Raw genomic sequence first — 19,117 nt, 5'->3', positions numbered from 1 at the left:
TGAAGCCTTACCGTCTTAAAACTGAAACGTACACTAATAATTTGCCGGTCCTCGTCGAATTGTGCCTTCCGTCATGGTTTCGAATCGGTCTCGTACGGGTCTGTTCATGGCTGGTGTCCCTCGCACATCCGTGGCGTAGGCCGATCACCACGTCGCCGGGACGTAGGGTTCCGAAAGGAGAAGTCGGTGACATCCTTTCGAGGCGGCGAGGTATCCGGATGCAACGAGTTCGATCCCGCAGAGAGCAGGCCGCCCCGCCGCCGGCCTCGGGAGCCACGTGGTCGCTTCCACGTGGCCTGATCGTGGTACTCACCACCGCAGGAGCGGTGGTCGCGATCGGCGGTATGAAGGCATTCGCCGGCGTGATCGGCCCGACATTCCTCGCGCTGATGCTGACCATGCTCGTACAACCCGTGCAGAGCTGGGCGCAGCGGCGGGGTTGGCGGCCATGGATCGGAATGATCGCCGCGTTGACCATCGTGGTGCTGATCCTGGTGGTGCTGCTGGGTTCGCTGGTGCTGTCCGTGGCGCAGTTGGCGACCGAACTGCCCAAGTACTCCGACCAGTTGAACAGCATGCTCGACGGCGTGCGCCACACCCTCGCCGATGCCGGTGTGGATACCGAACAGATCCGCAACACGCTCAACGGGGTCGATGTGGGCAAGGTCGTGGATCTGCTGTCGACCACATTGAGCAATGCGCTCGGCATCTTCTCCGATCTGTTCTTCGTGCTGGCATTGCTGCTGTTCATGGCGATGGACGGGATGATGATCGATCGCAAACTGGCGGTGGTCGCCAGGGCGCGGCCCGAGATCGCCTACGCCCTGACCGCATTCGCCCGCGGTACCCGGAAGTACCTGGTGGTGTCGACGGTGTTCGGTCTGATTGTCGCCGTGTTCGACGGCGGTGCCCTGTGGTTGATGGGTGTGCCGCTGCCGATTCTGTGGGCGTTGCTGTCGTTCATCACGAACTACATCCCGAATATCGGCTTCGTCATCGGACTGGTGCCACCGGCGCTGCTGGCTCTGCTCGACAGCGGTCCCGTGCTGATGATCTGGGTCATCGTCGTCTACTCGGTCATCAATTTCGTGATCCAGTCGATCATCCAGCCCAAGTTCGTCGGAGACGCGGTGGGGCTCAGCGTCACCGTCACCTTCCTGTCACTGGTGTTCTGGGCGTGGGTGCTGGGGGCGCTCGGTGCACTGCTGGCGATTCCGCTGACACTGTTGATGAAGGCGCTGCTGCTCGATATCGATCCGACCACGCGGTGGGTCTCGGTGCTGATCCAGGAGCGCGCCCCGGACGCCGACGGCGATGCCGGGCCGGACGTTGCCGCCGCGATGAGCGGTACCGATGAGACGGACGGTGGCGGCGAGCAGATGATCGGTGGGAGCGCCGCCCCGCCCGGCTAGGACACTCACCCTCCACGGGTGAAGCCAACGTTCGACGCGGTGGGCACATTCATGGGAAGACCCCTCGGTTGAGAAGGAGTTTCGCCATGACAACAACGCCGCAGGAACATCCCGTTCGCCAGGGCATCGCCGCCGGAACCTCGATCGGTGCCGCGATACTGCTGATCACCGTCGGGGTTCTCTCGATTCTGGAGGGCATCTCGGCGGTCGCGAACGACAAGTTGTTCGTAGCCGGTGTCGAATACGTCTACCAGTTCGATACGACCACCTGGGGATGGATCCACATCGTGCTGGGGATCCTGCTGGTGATCGCCGCGCTGGGGCTGATGACAGGGACCGGCTGGGGCCGGGTCACGGCAATCACGTTGGCGGCCTTGTCGATTCTCGCGAACTTCCTCTGGCTGCCGTACTACCCGGCGTGGTCGATTCTGGTGATCGCGCTGAATGTGGTGGTGATCTGGGCGGTCGCCACCTGGCAGCCCGGCCGGGACCTCTGACGGGGACCAGGGACACTGTGGTCGGGTTCCACGTGGAACCCGACCACAGTCGTATCGGGACCGGACCCGGACTGTGACAAATCACCACGGGTGAGTCGACCACCCGACGGGTCCGTATCGTCGAATCATGGCCTCTCCGGAGTTGTCGAAACTGATCCAATCGGTCGTCGAGCCGTATCTACTCGACGGTCCTCGTCGGTACACCCGCGACGATGTCGCGGAACTGTCGGGCGTACCCGCGGAACTGTCACGACGACTGTGGATTTCGCTCGGATTTCCGGTCAACCCCGACGACGAGGCCATCGACTACACCGACGGTGACGTGCAGGCGGTCCGGAATTTCCGAAGTCTCGATGCCCTGTCGGATGCCGATGTCCGGCGGCAGCAGGCCGCCGCGCGCACTCTCGGTCAATCCATGGCGCGGCTGGCGGAATGGCAGGTGGACCTGGTCGCCGACGAGATCGCCGATCGGATTCGCTCGATCACCGCGAACGACCCCACCGTGGACGAGGCGAAGGTGGCACTCGAGGCCACCACCGAGGTGGTGACGGCCTTACAGGAAGTACAAGCCTATGCGTGGCGGCGGCACCTGGCGGCCGCGATGGCACGGTCGATGGCCGGCGACGGCACCGCGGAAACGTTGCGCGAGTTGGCCGTCGGTTTCGCGGATATGGTCGGCTACACCCGGCTCACCCGGCATCTGGACCCAGATGAGCTGACCGATCTGCTGGAGTCGTTCGAAACGATCACGACCGACGCGATCACGGTCAACGGTGGTTGGGTGATCAAGAACGTCGGTGACGAGGTGATGTTCGCGGCGGAGTCCGCGGTGGCCGGTGCACGGATCGCACTCGCCATTCAGGAGGCGACCTTCGATGCCGGGGCCACACCGGATTTGCGGGTCGGCCTCGCCTATGGCCGGGTGCTGCAGCGATTCGGCGATCTGTACGGCTCCGTGGTGAACACCGCCGCCCGGCTGACCGGTGTCGCGCGCCCGGGAACGGTATTGGTGGACGATGGCGTGGCCGCGCGCCTGAACGGCGAATCGGACTTCGCTCTGCGGCATCTGCGCAGCGTGCGGGTGCGTGGTATCAGCCGGCTGCGTTCGCATGTGCTGCGGCGCAACGGCGAGCGCTGAAACCGTTGCCGCCCGGTACTTATCGATACGAACGGCCTGTGGTGACCGGCTGAAAATAGTCCGGGAATTAGAAGCGGGCCTCGGCGAAGGGGGGGAGTTAGCCGAGGCCCGCGTAGGGTCGGCCCGGGGGGGAGGGGCCGACGTGAATGATCCTACGCGACGATTCTCATTTGTGTACGCATGAGGGCCGCCAGTTTCCGGATATTTTTTCCTGGCGTGTTGCGGGCCGTGGGTATGTACTCGGTCGCCACCACATAGTGTGGGTCCGCTGGGTCATGGATCATGTTGTGTTGCACCATGATCCACCGTTTCCAGTTGAAATGAGCGGGGTCGTCGGTTGCTCTCCGGGGTTCGCCGAATCGGTGCTGTGGGACCGCAGGCCATGCCTGCTGGGTGGGCGTTTTCACATTTCGGACACTGTCCTGGGCGCAGGGTGAGTAGCCGTGCGCGTAGGACAGGTAGTGCACTACGCAAGACCCGTGGAGCCCGAGGCGAGAGTATCTATTCGGTCGCACCCCACCGGCACCCCCGAGCACCGCCGGACGGGGTGCGACCACCTTTTCTGGCCGATTCCGCGGCGGTGCGGGCAACATGTCGGTGGTGTGGGCAATACTCGGCACACATCCACATCGAACGGCAGGGGAAGCGAATGCCCGACGCCATCATCGCCGAGGGGTTGGTCAAGAAGTATGGTCGGCTGATCGCCCTCGACGGACTCGATCTGGCGGTCCCCGAAGGAACCGTCACGGCCTTGCTCGGCCCGAACGGCGCCGGGAAGACCACCACGGTCCGCGTACTGACGACGCTGCTCATCCCCGATTCGGGGCGCGCAACCGTGGCCGGTATCGATGTGCTGGCCGAACCTCAGCGGCTGCGGGCGCATATCGGAGCGTCGGGTCAGTACGCGGCCGTCGACGAATACCTCACCGGTTTCGAGAATCTGGAAATGGTGGGCCGGCTCTATCACCTCGGTATCCAGCGCAGTAAACAGCGCGCCCGGGAGTTGCTCGACCGCTTCCGCCTCAGCGATGCGGCCGATCGCCCGGTGAAGGGGTACTCCGGCGGAATGCGGCGGCGGCTGGATCTGGCCGGCGCTCTGGTGGCCAATCCGCCGGTGCTGTTTCTCGACGAGCCCACCACCGGGCTGGATCCTCGTGCCCGACTGGATCTGTGGGATGTGATCGAGGAATTGGTCGCCGGTGGTACCACCCTGCTACTCACCACGCAGTACATGGAGGAAGCCGACCGGCTGGCCGATTCGATCGCGGTGATCGATCACGGCAGGGTGATCGCACGCGGTACGGCCGACGAACTCAAGACCCTGGTCGGTGGTGACCGGATCGAACTGACCGTGGAGCACATCGACAATCTCGCGACGGCCCGGGAGGCCCTGGCGAGTCTCGCCGTCGGCGACATCCATGTGGAACAGGGGCTGCGGCGCCTCACGATCCCGGTCGACGACGGATCGCAGGCGCTGGTCGACACCATCGAGCGGTTGTCCACACATGGTGTGCGGATCCAGGACGTCGGGTTGCGTCGGCCTTCGCTCGACGATGTCTTCCTCACCCTGACCGGCCACGAGGCGGAAGAATCGACAGACCCGGATGTGTCCGGGGACGTACCGGCGGGGGAGCAGATCACCGAAGGGCAGCGAAGATGATCACGACCGATACCGGCCGGCCCTCGCTGGCCACACACGCCGCCATCGTGGTCGGCGACAGCCTCACCATCGCCAAGCGCAATGTCATCAAGATCAAACGGGTACCCGACGTACTGATCTTCTCGACCTTGTCGCCGATCATGTTCGTGCTGCTGTTCGCCTACATCTTCGGTTCGGCGATCACGGTGCAGGGCACCTCCTACCGGGAATTCCTGATCGCCGGAATCTTCGCCCAGACATCGGTATTCGGCGCCACCTTCACCGGCACCAGCCTCGCCGAGGACATGCAGCGCGGCATCATCGACCGTTTCCGTTCGCTGCCGATGGCACCGTCGGCGGTACTGGTGGGGCGCACGGTCGCGGATGTGGTCATCAACGTGGTCAGCCTGGTGGTGATGTCGATCACCGGATTGATCGTCGGCTGGCGGATCCACGGGTCGTTCCTGGAGGCCGTACTCGCCTACGTGCTTCTGTTGCTGTTCGCCTACGCGATCTCCTGGATCATGGCCGTGGTGGGTTTGCTGGTGCGGGCTCCGGAGGTGTTCAACAACGCCAGTTTCATGGTGATCTTCCCGCTGACCTTCATTGCCAACACCTTTGTTCCCAGCGATGTACTGCCTGCTCCGCTGCGGGTCATCGCGGAATGGAATCCGGTATCGGCGGTGACACAGGCAACCCGCGATCTGTTCGGCAACACGAGCCCCGCGAATCCCACTCCCGATGTCTGGTCGCTGCAACATCCCGTGGCCACCACCCTGATCTGGGTGCTCGCGATACTGGTGATCTTCGTGCCGCTCGCCCTGTGGCAGTTCAAGCGTTCGGTGAGTCGCTGAGGGCGTTCACCTGCGGCTACTGCGGGCCTCGAATTGCTGTGACAGCATGGTTCCATGCAGTTGGGGACTACCCGGAAATCCGGTCGGTTGCGTAACCGGCTCGTCGTGGCAACCTTGGGCGCGCTCGCGGGCGGCGCCGCATGGGCTGCGGCCAATCGCCGGCCGCAACCACCGCAACCGGCCGCCGAGCCGCCGCGGCTCGGACATGTGGTCGCGACGACAGGTCCGGAGGCGGGCCGCGTAAGCGGCTAGACCCATGGCACGATATTTCGCGTGACCTCACCGAATCAGACAGCCGTGGCCGTGCTGCACACCAACCTCGGCGATATCAAGATTTCGCTCTTCGGTAACCACGCCCCGAAGACCGTGCGCAATTTCGTGGGGCTGGCCGACGGTAGCGCGCCGTACACCACCAAGAACGCCGGCGGCGGTACCGCCGGTCCGTTCTACGACGGCGGCATCTTCCACCGTGTGATGGACGGCTTCATGATTCAGGCCGGCGACCCGACCGGTACCGGCCGGGGCGGGCCGGGCTACGAATTCGCCGACGAGTTCCACCCCGAATTGCGCTTCGATCGGGGCTACCTGCTGGGGATGGCCAATGCCGGACCGGGAACGAACGGTTCGCAGTTCTTCATCACCGTCGGCCCGCAGCCTCATCTGAACCGCAAGCACACCATCTTCGGTGAGGTGGTGGATCCGGATTCGCGCAAGGTCGTCGACGCCATCGCGACCACCGCGACCGACCGCAACGATCGCCCCAAGGAGTCGGTCGTCATTTCGAGCATCACCCTGAGTTGATCCGCATCGGAGTTTCGTGAATCCGCAACCGCCCGCATCCACCTGCTATCGCCATCCCGATCGCACCACCGGTCTGGCATGTACCCGATGCGGGCGGGCGGCATGTACCGAATGCCTGCGACCGGCCGCTGTCGGTCAGCATTGTGTGGACTGTCTCGCACAGGGCCGCACCGACATTCGGCCGGTGACACCGACCGCTCCGGCATCCACCGCGCGATCGGTACCGTATGTGACCTATGTGCTGATCGCGATCAATGTGGCGGTCTTCGCGGTCACGGCCAGCCAGGCGCACAGCATCGCCGACAATCATCTGTCCCGGTTGTTCTTCGACTGGGTACTCGAACCGCCCGCTGTTGCCCACGGACAGTGGGGCCGGGTGGTCGGCGCCGGATTCCTGCACTACGGGCCGCTGCATCTGGCGGTCAACATGTTCGCGCTCTACATCCTCGGGCGAGACACCGAAGCGGTCCTGGGGCGCGCTCGATTCCTCGCGGTCTATCTGACCTCGCTGCTGGGTGGTTCGGCGGCGGTGATGTTGCTGGCCACCCATACCGCCACGGCCGGCGCCTCGGGCGCGATCTACGGCTTGTTCGGTGCGATGACGGTGATTCTGCTGCGGCTGCGGCAGAGTCCGACACAGATGCTGATCCTCATCGTCATCAATCTGATCATCAGCGTGTCGCTGCCCGGAATCTCCCTGTGGGGCCATCTCGGTGGTCTGCTCGCCGGCACCCTCGCCGCCTGCGGGATTCTGTTCCTGCCGCAGTGGTTGCACGCGCGTACGCGGGAATCGGTGGTGCGGACCGGATGGGCCGCGGTGGCCGGGATCGCGGTGGTCGCGCTGGCGCTGATCGGTGTGGGCGCGGCGGCCCTGTCCTGATCGGCGCCGTCAGGCTTGCCGGGGTTCGGCGGGGACCAGGCCGTGCACGGTCATGACGTCGAGGACGTCCTGTGGATGGGTGCCGACATCCCAGCGGCCGAAGACGAGCAGTCGTTCCTCACCCTTGTGATCGACATCCAGTTCGAGATTCGGAACGCTGCGGCCCAGCCGCCGGAAATTCGTCACTCGAGCGCGCAGGATCTGGTCCGGCCGGTAGCCGACCGGACCCAGCAGGCCACGGATCACCAGCTGGGCCGGTTCACCCGGGATCACCGACAGCCGTGGGCGCTGGCGCAGTCCCAGCGCCGCCAGGCACAGCAGCAGCGCCGCGGCCAGGCCGATCAGCAGACGGCTGGGGGCATCGGCGGCGACGACCGCCGCGACCGCGAAGGCGACACCGCCCAGTGCGACGACGACCAGGGCAGCCGCCGGTGTGGACCACTCGAGCCGGGGCGCCGCATCGGGCCCGCCGGAAACGGCGTGGTCGGCGCCCGGGTGATCGGATTCGGTGTTATTCGAATCGGGGTGATCGGACTCGGATGCGTTCACGGTCCCCAATTGCTCCTCGAGTTGTCCACAGAATCATCCACAGGTGTGAATGAATAACACCGATGTAACTGCAGTCAGCTGTGCATCGGCACAATCAGCGCCAGCGCATGGTCATGATCAGGCCGACGACCATGAGCCCGAAACCGATCAAGAAGTTCCAGGCATTGAGATCGCTCATCCACTGGATGTGGTCGGCGCCCAGGTAGTAGACGAGCAACCACGCCAGCCCGGCGAGCATGAAGCCGAGCATGATCGACACGTACCAGACCGGCGACGGACCAGCGCCCTTCACCTTCACCGGGGTGCGGCTGGTGGGGTTGATCCGGTAGTCGGTCTTCTTGCGGACCTTCGACTTGGGCATGACGTCCTCGTATTCGGCGTGCAGGTCTGCCTAAAGGCTATCTCAGCTGCGTATCGATGGTGGTGCCACGTACGCTCCAACCATGCGCATTCTCGTCGTCGACAATTACGACAGCTTCGTATTCAACCTGGTGCAGTACCTCGGCCAGCTTGGTGTGGATGCGACGGTCTGGCGTAACGACGATCCCCGGCTGGACCCGGTCGACGCCGTGGTGACCGGCTACGACGGCCTGCTCATCAGCCCCGGACCGGGTACTCCCGACCGGGCCGGCGCCAGTATCGACCTGGTCCATGCCTGCGCCCGCCACAACACCCCGTTGCTGGGCGTATGCCTGGGACATCAGGCCATCGGAGAGGCCTTCGGCGCCACCGTGACCCGCGCGCCCGAGCTGTTGCACGGGAAGACGAGTTCGGTCTTCCACATCGGTTCCGGTGTGCTGGCCGGCCTGCCCGATCCGTTCACCGCCACCAGGTATCACTCGCTGACCGTCCTCGAGGACACGCTGCCCGCGGAACTCGAGGTGACCGGCCGGACCGAGAGCGGAATCGTGATGGCCGTGCGGCATCGCGAACTGCCCATTCACGGCGTGCAGTTCCATCCGGAGTCGGTACTGACTCGAGGAGGTCACCGCATGCTGGCCAATTGGCTGGAAGTCTGCGGTGAACGCCCGGCCGAGGGGCTGGTCGAGATGCTCGAAGCCGAGGTCGCGGCGCTGGTCTGAGCGATGACACCGCGACCGTACGTGGTTCTGTCGGTGGCCACCAGCATCGACGGATACATCGATGACACCGGGCCCGAGCGACTACTGCTGTCCAATGCCGAGGATTTCGATCGAGTGGACCGGGAGCGGGCCGCGGCCGATGCGATCCTGATCGGCGCCGAGACCTTGCGCCGCGACAATCCGCGTCTGCTGGTAGGTAGCGAGCAGCGCCGCCGGGATCGGATCGCCGCAGACCGTCCGGAATTCCCGCTGCGGGTGATCGTCAGCGCGAGTGGCGATCTCGATCCCGATCTGAGGTTCTGGCACGAGGGTGGTGCGCGCCTGGTGTACACGACCACGGCGGGACGGGCACGCATCGGCGATCGGCTGACCGGATACGCCGAGGTCGTGGCCCTGGGCGCGGCAGTCGACTTCGCCGCACTGCTCGCTGATCTGGGTGAGCGTGGCGTGGACCGGTTGATGGTCGAGGGCGGCGGTCGCATCCATACCGCGTTCCTGTCGGCCGATCTGGCCGACGAATTGCTGCTGGCGATCGCGCCGGTACTCGTCGGCGACAGCGGCGCCCCGCGATTCCTGCATCCCGCGCGGTATCCGGGTGGATCGCGGCGCAGAATGGTGTTGGACGATGTCACCCGCCTGGGAGATGTCGCGGTGTTGCGTTACCTGAGCCAGTCGACACCGGCGGACGGGAGCCCGACGACAATGGAAACCCCACAGTGACAACCGAATCCGAGGCATGGCGGACCAGTGAGTCGAGCAGTCGCATCCCGGGAGAACCGGGCGCGCACCGATTCTGGATGCATCACGCGATCGGCCTCGCCCGGCTGTGCCCGTCCAGTAGCACCGCATTCTCGGTCGGCGCGGTGATCGTCGGCCCGGACGGGGTGGAGTTGACGCACGGATACTCCCGGGAGGCCGATGCGAAGGTGCATGCCGAGGAATCGGCGCTGAACAAAATCGGTCCGGATCCGCGCCTGGCGACGGCCACGATCTACAGCACCCTCGAACCCTGTTCGACCCGGGCTTCGGTCGACCGCGCGCCCTGTACCGAACGAATTCTCACCGCCGGTATCCGGCGCGTGGTCATCGCATGGCGGGAACCGGGAACATTCGTGGAGAACTGTGTCGGTGTGGAGCGCCTGCGTCAGCACGGTGTAGAGGTGGTCGAGATCCCGGATCTGGCCGAGGAGGCCATGTCGATGAACCGCCATCTGCGCATATAGGTACCGTGCGGGGTCCCGGACACCGACTCTGCTCCCCAGAGCTGTGACCTGAGTCATATTCTCGCTGTGATCGAAGCGGTGCCGGTAGCATTCTGCGTTGGGCTCAAAGCTCAACGGGGGCTTGATATTCCATCTTGCTACCGGGGGATGTCGCGGGGAGCGACGGTAATCGGAGGGGATCCATGTCGAAGAAATTGGTTATTTCTGCCCTGATCACGGTGGGTCTCGCGGCCGCCGGTGTCGCGCAGGCGGACGCCGCGACGACCGGTGATGCGAAGACCGGCGTGAGTTTCGTCAGCGGTTGCAGTGCGGGCGATGTGTGCAACTGGTCGGAATTGGGACTGGTCGGACAAGGTGAGAGCGGTGTTCCCGCAACCGAGTACTGCTGGAAGTTCATGGTCGGCACTGTTCGATCCGCCGAGAACGCCAGCAGGGTGAATCAGCGGTACTTCGAGAACGACAACTGCACGGGACGTTCGGTCGACGTCCCGGGCATCAGCAGTGCGAACTTCGCCGATTTCCCGATGCGTTCGCACATCGGCTACTGATCTCGGAAACGTACGCTCGAAACGCCGGAAACGAATTCGCCCGGAACTCGAGGTCCTCAGGGCCTCGACGTTCCGGGCGAACTCCGTTCGTGCACCGAACTCACGGTGGGGCGAGAACCCCCGTCACGATGCTGATCGTGGCATTGCGTCCTACCGAGGAACCCGCTCCGGGATTCTGATCGATGATGCGTCCGATATTTCCCGCCACCAGAGTGCCCTGTGTGGTCTGGCTGATTTGCGCCGCGGTTCCCTGCCAGCCGGCGGCCTGCAGTTTGCTGATCGCCTCGGACGGGGTGAGTCCGTAGAGATTGGGCATCTGGATCTGATCGCTGGAGACCTGCACGGTGACGGTCGAACCGCGATCAGCCGTCGATCCGCCGGACGGATCGGTGGAGATCACCTCGCCGGCCGGACGCGAGGACGGGACCTTCTGGATGACGACCTTGAACCCGGCACTCGTGGACAGGTTCGGCTCCGCCACATCGATCTGCTGACCCGTAACTATGGGCACGCGGACCTGCTCGGGACCCCTGCCCAGCCAGATCTTGACCGGGCTGCCGCTGTCGGCCTTCGAACCCTGCGGCGGTTCCTGGCGGACCACCTTGTCCTTGTCCTCCGGGCTGGACCAATCGCGTTGGACCTGCCCGTCCAGCGCGAGGCCGGCATCGTTCAGGTCCAGTTGCGCCTGCTGTTGTGTCCTGTGGGACAGATCCGGTACCGGAACCAGCTGCGGACCGCTGGACACCAGCACCGTCACGTTGGATCCCTTGTCGACACGAGAACCACCCAGCGGCTGGGTGGACACCACATTTCCGCTGGCGACCTTGGGGTCCGGCTTGGGCTGGATGGTTACCTTGAAGCCGAGTTTCTGCAGATCGTCCTGTGCCTGTTGGGCGGGCTTGTCGGACAGCTGTGGAATACCGACCTGGTCGGGCCGGCTGCCGGGGCCGATCAGTACCCAGAGCAGCGCGATCGCGACGGCCACCGCGGCCGCGGCGCCGATGCCGATCCACAATCGCCGGTGGGGATCCGAGCCTTCCGGTTCCGCATCGTCGCCGGAATCGACCGTGCGATAGCTGCGCGGTTCGGGGTCGTCGCTGCTGAGGAAGGTGGTGCGGTCCTCTTCGGTCATCACCGTCGGCGCATGCGGTTTCTGGCCGCCCAGCACCCGGATCAGGTCGGCGCGCATCTCGGCCGCGCTCTGATACCGGTTGGCCGGGTTCTTGGCCATCGCCTTGAGGATCACCGAGTCGAGTTCACGCGGTACACCGGGATGCACCAGCGACGGCAGCTTCGGATCCTCACGGACGTGCTGATACGCCACCGCTACCGGCGAATCACCGGTGAAAGGCGGCTGTCCCGTGAGGATCTCGTACAGCACGCAACCGACCGAGTACACATCGGAACGAGCATCGACCTGTTCACCGCGGGCCTGTTCCGGTGACAGATACTGCGCGGTGCCGATCACCGCGGCGGTCTGGGTCATCGGGTTGGAACTGTCCGCGAGGGCGCGCGCGATGCCGAAGTCCATCACCTTCACCGCACCCTGGCGGTTGATCATGATGTTCGCCGGCTTCATATCGCGGTGCACGATGCCGTTCTTGTGGCTGAAATCCAGCGCGGCACAGACGTCGGCGATGATTTCCATCGCCCGGCGCGGCGGCAGCGGTCCTTTACCGCGCACGATATCGCGCAGCGTCTCGCCGTCGACGTACTCCATGACGATGTACGGCAGCGGGCCGCCGTCCACCTCGGCCTCGCCGGTGTCGTACACCGCCACGATCGCCGGATGGTTCAGCGCCGCGGCATTTTGCGCCTCACGTTTGAAGCGCAAATAGAACGTGGGGTCGCGGGCGAGGTCGGCGCGCAGCACCTTGATCGCCACATCACGACCCAACCGCAGGTCACGAGCCTTGTGAACCTCCGACATACCACCGAATCCGATGATCTCGCCAAGCTCGTAGCGAGAAGACAGATTCTTCGGGGTCGTCATGGCAGTCCTTGTGAGGAGGTGTCCGGAACCGTGGTGCTGTCGGCTTCGTGTGCACCGCCGACCCCCGGTAATGGTAGGTCGAGAGATGGGTAGTACGGGACCGTTGTCGAGTGCGTGGTGCGGGTCGGCCGCTGCCGGGTGGTCGTGCTCGGCGCGGTCGTCGGTGGTGTCGTGGTGGTCGTCGTCGGTGGCGGAGTCGTGGTGGTCGGCTCCGGTGTCGTGGTCACCACGGGCGGCGGCGCCGCTTCGGTCGTCGTCGGTTCCTCGGTCGTGGTCCACACCGGGGGCGGTGGCGGCGCGACGACCGTGGTCGTGGGTCTGGTCGGCGAGTCCGTCGATACCGGAGCCTCACCGCTCAACAGCACCCAGGCCGCGAGCCCGCCGAGCAGCACCGCGCCGACACCCAGTCCGGCCATCACCTTCTGACCGGTGGTGAAGCGGGAGGTCTCGGGATCGTCCGCCGGTGTGCCGGCGGCACGACCCGGCATCATCGCGGTCGAACCGGGCTGAGCTCCCTGGGCGGATTCGGCGGCCGGATAGCGGACGGTCGCGCCCTCGTAGTCACCGCGCGGGATGACGGCGGTGGGCCCGGGCGGCGGCAGAATGCGCGCGGCGCCGGTCGTACCGCCACCACCGCGCGGTCGCGGTGGGCGGCGTCCGGCCCGGACCGCCGCCACGGCATCGGCGAATTCGCCGCCGCTGGCGTAGCGCTGGGTCGGATCCTTGGCCAGCGTGATGTCGATCAGCTCGCGCACATTCGGCGGCAGATCGGCGGGCATCGGCGGCGGCGCCTCGCGCACATGTTTCATCGCGACGGTCAGGGCGCCGTCACCGCTGAACGGTCGCTGCCCCGACAGCGCCTCGTAGCCGACGACGCCGAGGGAGTACACGTCGCTGGCCGAGGTGGCGTCCTCGCCGGTGGCCTGTTCCGGGGCGATGTACTGGGCGGTGCCCATCACCATGCCGGTCTTGGTGACCGGTGAGGCGTCCACGGCCTTGGCGATACCGAAGTCGGTGATCTTCACCTGTCCGGTCGGGGTGACCAGGATATTGCCGGGTTTCACATCGCGGTGCACCACACCGGCGGTGTGTGCGACCTCGAGTGCGCGACTGGTCTGCTCGAGCATGTCCAGGCCCTGGCCGACCGACAGCCGGCCCAGCCGGTTGAGTACCGCGTTGAGCGGCTCGCCCTGGACCAGTTCCATCACCAGATAGGCCGTCTCACCGGCCTGCGGATCGTAGGTCTCGCCGTAGTCGTAGACCCCGGCGATCCCCGGATGGTTGAGCTGTGCGGTGGTCTTGGCCTCGGTCTTGAACCGGTGCCGGAAGGTCGGGTCCGCGGAGAACTCGGCCTTGAGTACCTTCACCGCGACCCGGCGATCCAGCCGGGTGTCCAATGCTTCCCACACCTGGCCCATACCGCCGGTGGCGATCAGTCGTTGCAGCCGATACCGATCCGCGATCAGGGCACCGTTGTTCAGCATGGCCACCCCCGGCCGTCGGTTCGCAGCGCGCGACGTTGTTGCATATCCACCTGGGGTCCTGGTCCTCGCTTACTCATTGTCGTCAGCCCCCCTGCAATCCGGCATCGAGCACAGCCCGTGCCACCGGTGCCGCCACCGATCCACCGGTTGCGGCCAAGGCCCGGTCGCCACCGTTCTCCACGATGACCGCGATGGCGATCTTCGGGTTCTGTGCCGGCGCGAATGCGATGTACCAGGCATGTGGCGGGGTATTGCGCGGGTCGTTGCCGTGTTCGGCGGTACCGGTCTTGGACGCGATCTGATACGCGCGCGGCTGGGTGCCGCCGGCCGTCGCCTTCTCGGAGTCGATCATCAAGCCGGTCAGCTCGCTGGCCACCGGAGCGCTGATCGCCTGTCCGACCGACACCGGTTTGGTGGTGGACAGTTCGCGCAGGTCGGGACCTTGGGTCTGGTCGACCAGATGGGGTTCCATCCGTACTCCGCCATTGGCCACCGTAGCCGCGATGACCGCGTCGTCGAGCGGAGTGAGAGCCACATCTCGCTGGCCGATGCTGGTCTGCGCCAGCGCGGCATTGTCGGTGATCGAGCCGATGGTGCTGTCGGCGACCGGAATCGGGATGCCCGAGTGGGGACCGATTCCGAACGCCGTGGCGAGGTCCTTGAGTTTGCTCGCGCCGACCTTCATACCGATTTCGGCGAACGCGGTGTTGCACGACAGCCGGAACGCATCGTGCATGGTCGCGGTCGCGCCGCTGCCGCACGGGGTGCCGTTGTAGTTCTCCAGCGTCGTGGACGTGCCCGGCAGTGTGATGTTCGGCGCGGCCGTGAACGCGTCCTCGGGCTTGATTCCCATCGACAGCGCGGCCGCGGCGACGACGACCTTGAAGGTCGAACCGGGCGGATACGTCTGCGACACCGCACGATTCAACATCGGCTGACTCGGATCGGCGCTCAGTGATTCCCAAGCCTGGGTGGCACGGGCGCCGTCGTGGGTGGACAGCTGATTGGGGTCGTAGCTCGGGGTGGAGACCATGGTCAGGATGCGCCCTGTGCTCGGCTCGATGGCCACCACGGAGCCGGTGTATCCCTTGCTGGTGAGCTGGTCGTAAGCGACCTTCTGCATCATCGGATCGATCGTGGTCACCACATTGCCGCCGCGCGGATCGCGGCCGGAGATCATATCGATCAGCCGCCGCCCGAACAGCGCGCTGTCGGAGCCGTTGAGCACCGAATCCTCGGACCGTTCCAGACCGGTGCTCCCGTACTGCATCGAGTAGAAGCCGGTCACCGGGGCGTAGGCCGCCGGATCGGTGGGATACGTGCGCAGGTATTTGTAGCGATCGTCGGTGGCGACCGAGGTGGCGAGCACGGAACCGCCGGCGGAGATCTGACCGCGCTGACGACTGTATTCGTCGAGCAGCACCCGGGAGTTGCGCGGATCGTTGCGCAGGCTGTCGGCCTTGATCACCTGGACGTAGGTGGCGTTCACCAGTAGCGCGACGATCATGACCATCACGGCTATCGCGACCCGGCGGAGCGGGGTGTTCATGCCTGCTCTCCCTTCTCCGGGCGGATCATCTCGGTCTGTGCTTCGGCGATCGGCGCGGCTTCCCGGCGTCGGGACGGTGCCGGTGCGCGGGCCGCGTCGGAGATCTTGACCAGCAAGGCCAGCAGGGCGTAGTTCGCGAGCAGTGAGGAGCCGCCGTAGGACACGAACGGAGTGGTGAGGCCGGTCAGGGGAATCAGTTTGGTGACACCGCCCACGACCACGAATACCTGAACGGCGATGGTGAACGCCAATCCGGCGGCGAGGAGTTTGCCGAAACTGTCACGCACGGCCAGTGCCGTGCGCAGTCCGCGTACGACGAAGACCGTGAACAGCATGAGCATCGCGGCGAGCCCGATCAGGCCGAGTTCTTCGCCGACGGTCGCGACGATGAAGTCGGTCTTGGCGAAGGGCACCTGGGAGGGACGACCGCTGCCGAGGCCGGTGCCGGCAACACCGCCGGTGGCCAGGCCGAACAACGACTGGGAGATCTGATAACCGGTGCTGTTGTAGTCGTCGAACGGATGCAGCCAGGTCGCGACGCGCACCCGGACATGGCCGAAGACGTTGTAGGCCAGGACGAATCCGATCGCCAGCAGTCCGCCGCCGACGACCAGCCAGCCCACCCGTTCCGTCGCGATGTAGAGCATGGCGAGCACGGTCGCGAAGATCAGCAGCGAGGTGCCGAGGTCCTTCTCGAAGAACAGCACCACCAGGCAGGTCGCCCACACCAGCAGGATCGGGCCGAGATCGCGTGGGCGGGGCAGTTCCATCCCCAGCACATGCCGTCCGGCCGCGGTGAACAGATCACGCTTGGCCACCAGCACCGAGGCGAAGAAGATGATCAGCAGGATTTTCGAGAACTCACCCGGCTGGACACTGAAGCCCGGCAATCGGATCCAGATCTTGGCGCCGTTGGTCTCGGAGAACCTGCCGGGCAGCACGGCGGGAATGATCAGCGCGATCAGGCCGAGCAAACCGAGCGTGTAGCCGTAACGCGCCAGCGTGCGGTAGTCGCGCAGCAGGACCAGCACCGCGACGAACAAGCTGATCCCCAACGCCGTCCACAGCACTTGCTGATTGGCATCGGGGGAGGGCAGTGACCACGAATTGTGGATCGCGGTCTGCTCATCGGCGAGATCGAGACGATGGATCAGTACCAGCCCGAGCCCGTTGAGCAGTGCGGCGATCGGTAGGAGCAGCGGATCGGCGAACGGCGCGAATCGCCGTACGGCCAGATGAGCGACACCGAACAATCCCAGATAGGCCAGACCCAGTTTGGCGAGATCCCAGGTGATCTCCTGATCCTGACTGGCTTCCACCAGCACCAACGCCACTGTGGTGATGACCACCGCGAAACCCAGCAGCAGCAACTCGACATTGCGTCGGGTTGCTGGTGGCGGCGCGGGAGCGAACCCGCCCGGCGGACTGGGGAACGCTCCAGCGGACGGCGGTGCCGGTGCGGACATCAGTCCGCCTTCCTGCAGTTCTCCCCCGGAGTCTGAGGGGCCGGTGCCGTAGTGGGTGTGGGCTGCTCGGAACGTGCGGGTGCGTTGGTCGGCGCCGGCGCGGGAGTGGGCGCGGGTGCCGGGGCGGGCGCGGGGCTGGCCGGAGCCGGACCGGCCGGCGCGGGGGTACCCGAACCACCGGAACCCTCGGTCGGCACAGGGGTGACCGGAGCGGCCGGCTTCACGCAGACCGGCAGCAGGTCCGTGGCGGCGAGCTTCTCGACCTGACCACGCGCGGAATCGAATCCGCCCGGCGGCAACAGTCCGTTGTTGACCTTGTCACGACCGGTCTGCTGCAGATCGTCGATCTGCAGTTGCTGACAACCGCTGTGCAGACCGCCGTCGGCCACTGCCAGCGTGACCTTGTTGTGCTTGTCGACACACACCAGCTGGTCGACGTCCTGAATCGAGTAGCCGAGGATCGAACCGGGTAATCCGCGCATGATCACGACATTGCCGTTCTCGGCGCCGACGTAGTAATTGCTGCGAATCATCTTGTAGCCCACGACGAGTCCGATCGCGACGGCCACGACCAGCGCCACGGCCAGGGCGATCCAGCGGCCCTTGTGGCTCTTGCTCGGTGCCGGCGGTTCGGCGGCGACGGGGGCCCGGCGCGGCGCCGCGCGCGGAGGGCGCATGGCAGCCGCTCGGCCGGCGGCGGTATTGGGCGGAGGGGTGTCCTCCTCCTCACCGGAAGCCGCGCCGGCCACGATGGGGTGGCTCTGGCCGTAGTCGAGATCGATCACATCGGCGACGACGACCGTGACGTTGTCGGGACCGCCACTGCGCAAAGCCAATTCGATGAGCCGGTCGGCCGCCTCGTCGGTATTGCCCTCACGCAGCGTATTGGCGATGGTCTCATCGCTGACCACGTCGGACAGGCCGTCGGAGCACAGCAGATAGCGATCACCGGCATGGGCCTCGCGGACGACGAGGGTGGGCTCGATCTCGTTACCGGTGAGCGCGCGCATGATCAGCGAGCGCTGCGGATGGGTATGGGCCTGTTCCGGCGTGATCCGGCCCTCGTCGACCAGCGACTGCACGAAGGTGTCATCGCGGGTGATCTGGGCGAGTTCGCCGTTGCGGAGCATGTAGGCCCGGGAATCGCCGATGTGGGCGAGGCCGAGTTTCTTGCCCGCGAACAGGATGGTGGTGAGCGTCGTGCCCATACCGTCGAGTTCGGGTTCCTCCTCGACCTGATCGGCGATCGCGGCGTTGCCTTCGCGAATCGCACGGTCGAGCTTGCCCAGCAACTCGTCGCCGGGCTCGTCGTCGTCCAGATGCGCCAGTGCGGCGATCATCAACTGCGAGGCGACCTCACCGGCGGCGTGCCCACCCATGCCGTCGGCGAGCGCCAGCAGGCGTGCACCCGCGTAGACGGAATCCTCGTTGTTTGCCCGGACGAGACCACGGTCGCTACGCGCTGCGTAGCGGAGAACTTGAGTCACGATCGCAGCTCGATCACTGTCTTACCGACACGGACAGGTGTGCCCAGCGGAACTCGGACGGGGGTAGTGACCTTGCCTCTGTCGAGGTAGGTCCCGTTGGTGGAGCCTAAATCTTCGACGTACCAATCCTCGCCGCGCGGCGACAATCGCGCATGCCGGGTCGAGGCGTAGTCGTCGGTCAGAACCAGCGTGGAGTCGTCTGCACGCCCGATGAGCACCGGTTGGGTGCCTAGCGTGATTCGAGTGCCGGCGAGTGAACCTTGCGTCACCACTAGATACTTGGCGCCCTTCTGGCCACGGCTGAAGGATGGCAGCACAGCCGAACCACGGGTGGGTCGGGGCTGGATCCGAATGCCTGATGCCGCGTAGATATCGCTGCGCAAAGTTCGAAGCACCGCCCACACGAACAGCCACAACAACAAGAGGAACCCCGCACGGGTCAACTGCAGGATCAATCCCTGCACGGCGCTCCACCTCCTGTTCGACCGGTCCCGTAGTGGTGTTTCGTCCCCCAA

General features: G+C 65.5%; 19 protein-coding genes. 11 read left to right on the top strand and 8 right to left on the bottom strand.

The genetic code is table 11. The features are described from left to right. Positions 1-218 precede the first annotated feature (218 nt). The 7 genes from AB0L57_RS06955 (at position 219) to AB0L57_RS06925 (ending at position 7,221) form a co-directional block, all read left to right on the top strand. A complete protein-coding gene (locus AB0L57_RS06955; protein ID WP_364958389.1) occupies positions 219-1,412 on the top strand; it encodes an AI-2E family transporter in 1,194 nt (397 codons plus the stop codon). A gap of 86 nt (positions 1,413-1,498) precedes the next feature. Next, positions 1,499-1,909 carry a hypothetical protein gene (locus AB0L57_RS06950; protein WP_364958386.1) on the top strand — a complete coding sequence of 137 codons (411 nt, stop codon included), beginning with the start codon at positions 1,499-1,501 and terminating at the stop codon, positions 1,907-1,909. A gap of 124 nt (positions 1,910-2,033) precedes the next feature. Further along, positions 2,034-3,047, top strand: a complete 1,014-nt coding sequence (locus AB0L57_RS06945) for an adenylate/guanylate cyclase domain-containing protein (protein WP_364959294.1) — start codon at positions 2,034-2,036, stop codon at positions 3,045-3,047. Between the two features lie 649 nt (positions 3,048-3,696). After that, on the top strand, positions 3,697-4,707 hold the full coding sequence (locus AB0L57_RS06940; protein ID WP_364958383.1) for an ATP-binding cassette domain-containing protein: 1,011 nt from the start codon (positions 3,697-3,699) through the stop codon (positions 4,705-4,707). After that, positions 4,704-5,540, top strand: a complete 837-nt coding sequence (locus AB0L57_RS06935) for an ABC transporter permease (RefSeq protein WP_364958380.1) — start codon at positions 4,704-4,706, stop codon at positions 5,538-5,540. Before AB0L57_RS06940 ends, AB0L57_RS06935 begins: the two co-directional genes overlap by 4 nt. 273 nt (positions 5,541-5,813) lie before the next feature. Beyond that, positions 5,814-6,341, top strand: a complete 528-nt coding sequence (locus AB0L57_RS06930; RefSeq protein ID WP_364958377.1) for a peptidylprolyl isomerase — start codon at positions 5,814-5,816, stop codon at positions 6,339-6,341. A 16-nt stretch (positions 6,342-6,357) separates the two neighbouring features. After that, positions 6,358-7,221: a rhomboid family intramembrane serine protease gene (locus tag AB0L57_RS06925; RefSeq protein ID WP_364958374.1), complete on the top strand. Its 864-nt coding sequence runs from the start codon at positions 6,358-6,360 to the stop codon at positions 7,219-7,221. Positions 7,222-7,230: 9 nt separating this feature from the next. On the opposite strand, the gene AB0L57_RS06920 is transcribed toward AB0L57_RS06925, so the two are convergent. Next, positions 7,231-7,641: a PH domain-containing protein gene (locus tag AB0L57_RS06920; protein ID WP_364959292.1), complete on the bottom strand. Its 411-nt coding sequence runs from the start codon at positions 7,639-7,641 to the stop codon at positions 7,231-7,233. A 223-nt stretch (positions 7,642-7,864) separates the two neighbouring features. Next, positions 7,865-8,131 carry a cell division protein CrgA gene (gene crgA, locus AB0L57_RS06915; protein WP_364958370.1) on the bottom strand — a complete coding sequence of 89 codons (267 nt, stop codon included), beginning with the start codon at positions 8,129-8,131 and terminating at the stop codon, positions 7,865-7,867. 82 nt (positions 8,132-8,213) lie between these two features. On the opposite strand from crgA, the gene AB0L57_RS06910 reads away from it, so the two are divergent. The 4 genes from AB0L57_RS06910 (at position 8,214) to AB0L57_RS06895 (ending at position 10,623) form a co-directional block, all read left to right on the top strand. Next, positions 8,214-8,852, top strand: a complete 639-nt coding sequence (locus tag AB0L57_RS06910; RefSeq protein ID WP_364958367.1) for an aminodeoxychorismate/anthranilate synthase component II — start codon at positions 8,214-8,216, stop codon at positions 8,850-8,852. Between the two features lie 3 nt (positions 8,853-8,855). Continuing rightward, positions 8,856-9,572, top strand: coding sequence for a RibD family protein (locus AB0L57_RS06905; RefSeq protein WP_364958364.1), 717 nt, complete (start codon positions 8,856-8,858; stop codon positions 9,570-9,572). Next, positions 9,569-10,075 (top strand): dCMP deaminase, encoded by a 507-nt coding sequence (locus AB0L57_RS06900; RefSeq protein WP_364958361.1) that lies wholly within the window; start codon positions 9,569-9,571, stop codon positions 10,073-10,075. Before AB0L57_RS06905 ends, AB0L57_RS06900 begins: the two co-directional genes overlap by 4 nt. Before the next feature lie 182 nt (positions 10,076-10,257). Next, the gene (locus tag AB0L57_RS06895) at positions 10,258-10,623 is read left to right on the top strand and encodes a peptidase inhibitor family I36 protein (RefSeq protein WP_364958358.1); all 366 of its coding nucleotides are present in this window, start codon (positions 10,258-10,260) and stop codon (positions 10,621-10,623) included. 100 nt (positions 10,624-10,723) lie between these two features. Here the strand turns inward: AB0L57_RS06895 and pknB are convergent, their stop codons facing one another. The 6 genes from pknB to AB0L57_RS06865 form a co-directional block, all read right to left on the bottom strand. Continuing rightward, complete coding sequence (gene pknB, locus AB0L57_RS06890) at positions 10,724-12,616, bottom strand: Stk1 family PASTA domain-containing Ser/Thr kinase (RefSeq protein ID WP_364958355.1); 1,893 nt, start codon at positions 12,614-12,616, stop codon at positions 10,724-10,726. Then, positions 12,613-14,100: a serine/threonine-protein kinase gene (locus tag AB0L57_RS06885; protein WP_364958352.1), complete on the bottom strand. Its 1,488-nt coding sequence runs from the start codon at positions 14,098-14,100 to the stop codon at positions 12,613-12,615. The genes pknB and AB0L57_RS06885 overlap by 4 nt, the downstream gene beginning before the upstream one ends. Positions 14,101-14,182: 82 nt before the next feature. Then, positions 14,183-15,649 carry a penicillin-binding protein 2 gene (locus tag AB0L57_RS06880; RefSeq protein WP_364958349.1) on the bottom strand — a complete coding sequence of 489 codons (1,467 nt, stop codon included), beginning with the start codon at positions 15,647-15,649 and terminating at the stop codon, positions 14,183-14,185. Continuing rightward, positions 15,646-17,115 (bottom strand): FtsW/RodA/SpoVE family cell cycle protein, encoded by a 1,470-nt coding sequence (locus AB0L57_RS06875; protein WP_364958347.1) that lies wholly within the window; start codon positions 17,113-17,115, stop codon positions 15,646-15,648. Before AB0L57_RS06875 ends, AB0L57_RS06880 begins: the two co-directional genes overlap by 4 nt. Then, complete coding sequence (locus tag AB0L57_RS06870) at positions 17,115-18,602, bottom strand: PP2C family serine/threonine-protein phosphatase (protein WP_364958345.1); 1,488 nt, start codon at positions 18,600-18,602, stop codon at positions 17,115-17,117. Before AB0L57_RS06870 ends, AB0L57_RS06875 begins: the two co-directional genes overlap by 1 nt. Next, entirely contained in the window at positions 18,599-19,066 is a 468-nt protein-coding gene (locus tag AB0L57_RS06865) for an FHA domain-containing protein (RefSeq protein WP_025346413.1), read from the bottom strand. The genes AB0L57_RS06870 and AB0L57_RS06865 overlap by 4 nt, the downstream gene beginning before the upstream one ends. Positions 19,067-19,117: the final 51 nt, after the last annotated feature.

The organism is Nocardia sp. NPDC052254 (genome assembly GCF_040679495.1).
GTDB lineage: Bacteria > Actinomycetota > Actinomycetes > Mycobacteriales > Mycobacteriaceae > Nocardia.
Note: the sequence above shows the minus strand (reverse complement) of the source record. Positions and strands in the feature narration are given on the sequence as shown.

Bases quoted from the DNA above. Each gene is read 5' to 3' on its own strand.
- AB0L57_RS06910 (WP_364958367.1), top strand. From the start codon at position 8,214: ATGCGCATTCTCGTCGTCGACAATTACGACAGCTTCGTATTCAACCTG.
- AB0L57_RS06880 (WP_364958349.1), bottom strand. From the start codon at position 15,649: ATGAACACCCCGCTCCGCCGGGTCGCGATAGCCGTGATGGTCATGATC.
- AB0L57_RS06935 (WP_364958380.1), top strand. From the start codon at position 4,704: ATGATCACGACCGATACCGGCCGGCCCTCGCTGGCCACACACGCCGCC.
- AB0L57_RS06940 (WP_364958383.1), top strand. From the start codon at position 3,697: ATGCCCGACGCCATCATCGCCGAGGGGTTGGTCAAGAAGTATGGTCGG.
- AB0L57_RS06875 (WP_364958347.1), bottom strand. From the start codon at position 17,115: ATGTCCGCACCGGCACCGCCGTCCGCTGGAGCGTTCCCCAGTCCGCCG.
- AB0L57_RS06905 (WP_364958364.1), top strand. From the start codon at position 8,856: ATGACACCGCGACCGTACGTGGTTCTGTCGGTGGCCACCAGCATCGAC.
- AB0L57_RS06895 (WP_364958358.1), top strand. From the start codon at position 10,258: ATGTCGAAGAAATTGGTTATTTCTGCCCTGATCACGGTGGGTCTCGCG.
- pknB (WP_364958355.1), bottom strand. From the start codon at position 12,616: ATGACGACCCCGAAGAATCTGTCTTCTCGCTACGAGCTTGGCGAGATC.
- AB0L57_RS06950 (WP_364958386.1), top strand. From the start codon at position 1,499: ATGACAACAACGCCGCAGGAACATCCCGTTCGCCAGGGCATCGCCGCC.
- AB0L57_RS06955 (WP_364958389.1), top strand. From the start codon at position 219: ATGCAACGAGTTCGATCCCGCAGAGAGCAGGCCGCCCCGCCGCCGGCC.
- AB0L57_RS06885 (WP_364958352.1), bottom strand. From the start codon at position 14,100: ATGCTGAACAACGGTGCCCTGATCGCGGATCGGTATCGGCTGCAACGA.
- crgA (WP_364958370.1), bottom strand. From the start codon at position 8,131: ATGCCCAAGTCGAAGGTCCGCAAGAAGACCGACTACCGGATCAACCCC.